This window comes from Actinosynnema sp., assembly GCF_052038725.1.
Map to the genome: position 1 here is coordinate 1 of NZ_JBQGCX010000984.1, position 2,858 is coordinate 2,858.

Consider the following 2,858-nt stretch of genomic DNA (forward strand, 5'->3'; position numbering starts at 1 on the left):
GCGGGTCCCGCTGCCGCGCTTCCAGGGCCGCCGAAGCGGAAACCACCGACACGCGCCCCACCTTATTACTGGGGGCCCTGTGGTAGCTTGCCTGAGTTCGCACCTCCTCCACTTCGCTGCGAGGTCGAGTTGTCCGCGAAAACGTTTGCGGCGCCGGACCGGTCCGCGCTGTACACCGCCGCTTTCGACGAGGCGATCCGGTCGGGCAAGGACGTCGCGCTGCACCCGGAGAAGGGTCGGGAGTTCCTCTACCGGCCAGGACAGCTGCTGACGATTCCCGAGGACGCCGCGCGGGTGATCGAGAAACTGCGCCGCAGCGGGTTCGCCGTGGAACGGGGCCGCGAATTCGCGGGAATGGTCCGCCTGCTGCTGAAGAACAATTCCCGCGACATCCCCGCAATAGTGCGGCTGCTGCGGGACCCCGCCACGTGGCCGGGTGAGCGGACCCCGTTCACCCAACCGCACCACGTGTCCGTCGGGCACGGCGGCAACATGCACGGGCACCCCGGCGGACCGCCGCGCGTGGCGACCGCGCTGCCCGACCCGGACCCCGGCGACGGGCGCGGCCGGGGCGTGGTGGTGGCGGTGCTGGACACCGGCGTGTCCGCGACGGCCGGGGCGGACCACCCGGCGTGGCTGGGCGGCTCCTTCGTCCCGCGCGCCGACGAGGTGGACGCGGCGTACGCGCACGACGACGTGTTCGCGCTGGAGGGCGGGCACGGCACGTTCGTGGCCGGGGTGGTGCGGCAGGCCGCGCCGTCGGTCCGGGTCGACCCGGAGCGCGCGCTGCTGCCGTCCGGGCTGGGCGACGAGGAGATGTTCGCGGCGGCGCTGGCCTCCTTCGACGAGCGGCCGGTGCACGTGGTGAGCGCGTCGCTGGGCTGCTCCACGCAGGACGACGTGGCCTCGGAGCCGATGCGGCGGGCGCTCGCGGCGCTGCCGAAGGACGTGGTCGTGGTGGCGTCGGCGGGCAACCAGGGCACCACCCGCCCGTCGTGGCCCGCCGCGCTGCCGGGCGTGGTCGGGGTGGCGGCGATCGCCGAGGAGCGGGACGGGTCGCGCTCCCCCGCCTGCTACAGCAACCACGGGCACTGGGTGGACGCCTGCGCGGTCGGCAACCGGACCTCCACGTACCTCAAGGGCAGGTGGGTGCTGCCGGGCGACCCGACCGTCGACGTGTTCGACCGGTGGGCGTACTGGCTGGGCACCTCGTTCGCGGCCCCGCACGTGTCCGGGCGGATCGCGGCGACCATGACGCAGCTCGGCCTGACCGCGCTCCAGGCCCGCGACCACCTGCTCGCCGGGACCGAGTTCTTCCCCGGCTACGGGGTCGCGGTCGACTGAGGGCGGGCGGCGGGCTGCTCCTTTCCGGTGAGATTCACCCCCGGCAGGTCCGTTCCGGGGCCGCCCGCGTTGTATCCAGGACTGGCCCACCGCCTCCGTAGGGCATGGCGGGGCGCGTGGTGGGCCGGGGCAACGGGTGGCGGCCGAACAGGAGGAGGGGACGTGACCCCTGCACGCCCGGTCGCCGCGCTCGTGGGCGCGGCGGCGGAAGGCGACCGCGGCGCCTGGGACCAGCTCGTGGAGCGGTACACGCCGCTGGTGCTCTCCGTGGTGAGCAGGCACCGGCTGCGCCCGGCGGACGGGGCGGACGTCAACCAGGTGGTGTGGCTGCGCCTGGTGGAGCAGATCGGGCGGCTGCGCGACCCGGCGGCGCTGCCCGGCTGGATCGTCACGACCGCCAGGAACGAGTGCCTGCGGGTGCTGCGGGCGCAGCAGCGGCTGCTGCCGTTCGACCCGGCCGACGAGGAGAGCGCCGTCGCCGACGGCGAGGACCTGGACGCGCGGCTGGTGGACGCGGAGCGGCTGCAGGCGCTGCGGGACGGCTTCGGGGCGCTGCCCGAGCAGTGCAGGCGGCTGCTGGCCAGGTTGCTCGCGGACCCGCCGCCGAGCTACGCGGCGCTCGGCGCGGAGCTGGGGGTGCCGGTGGGGAGCGTGGGGCCGACCCGGTTGCGGTGCCTGGAGAAGCTGCGCAGGACCGAAGCGGTCTCGCGGTTGTTGTCGGGGGGATCGGTGGAGGACCCGGTGGGAGGTGCGCTCGGTGTGGGCAAGCGATGAGCGGTTGTTGGCGGATCTGGGGCGCGCGCTGGCCGAGGCGCCCGCCGTGCCCGAGGAGTACCTGGTCGCCGGGCGGGCGGCGTTCGACTGGCGGGACGTGGACGCCGAGCTGCTGCTGGTGACCGGCTACGACTCGCTGCTGGACGGCGAGCTGGCGGGCCGGGCGCGGGGCGGGCTGGCGACCAGGCAGCTGGTGTTCGACGCGGACGGGCTGTCGGTGCAGGTGGAGGTGGACCCCGCCGGGGTGACCGGGCAGGTCCTGCCGCCCGCGCCCGGCCGGGTGGAGCTGGAGTCGGCGGCCGGGGTCGTGGAGGCGGCGGAGCTGGACGAGCTGGGCTACTTCCTGCTCGGCCCCCCGCCGCGCGGCGCGGCGCGGCTGCGGGTGGCCGGGGTCGCGGTCACCGAGTGGTTCCTGGGTTAGGTCGGGCGTTCTCCCGGTCGGGTGGCGCGGCGGTTCGGCGTTGACGCAGAGTCGCCGCGTCCTGGCCTGCCCGTTTGCGTTCGACGGGTGATCGGCACGCCCCCTACGTGCTTTTTCCGTTGCCGTGCCCCGGATGTCCCCCGATCAGCCGATAGCCCAACCCAGTAGGGTTGGCCACTGTGCGTAGAAGTAGCGCGAGAGGCACGCGGTGGCGCTGATTAACCGCTCCAGGTGTACCCGATCAGTGCGAGTTGGCCGCGTGGCGTGAACCGCAACGACGCGGGAACAGTCTCCGCCCCGCCACTTGACGGGGAATATG

General features: G+C 74.3%; 3 protein-coding genes. All 3 read left to right on the forward strand.

The features are described 5' to 3' along the window. The first annotated feature begins 129 nt into the window (after positions 1 to 129). Positions 130 to 1,344 (forward strand): S8 family peptidase, encoded by a 1,215-nt coding sequence (locus ACTUAL_RS20855; RefSeq protein WP_096496255.1) that lies wholly within the window; start codon positions 130 to 132, stop codon positions 1,342 to 1,344. A gap of 162 nt (positions 1,345 to 1,506) precedes the next feature. Next, positions 1,507 to 2,118 (forward strand): RNA polymerase sigma factor, encoded by a 612-nt coding sequence (locus ACTUAL_RS20860; protein ID WP_096496256.1) that lies wholly within the window; start codon positions 1,507 to 1,509, stop codon positions 2,116 to 2,118. Further along, entirely contained in the window at positions 2,102 to 2,539 is a 438-nt protein-coding gene (locus ACTUAL_RS20865) for a hypothetical protein (protein WP_096498021.1), read from the forward strand. The genes ACTUAL_RS20860 and ACTUAL_RS20865 overlap by 17 nt, the downstream gene beginning before the upstream one ends. Positions 2,540 to 2,858: the final 319 nt, after the last annotated feature.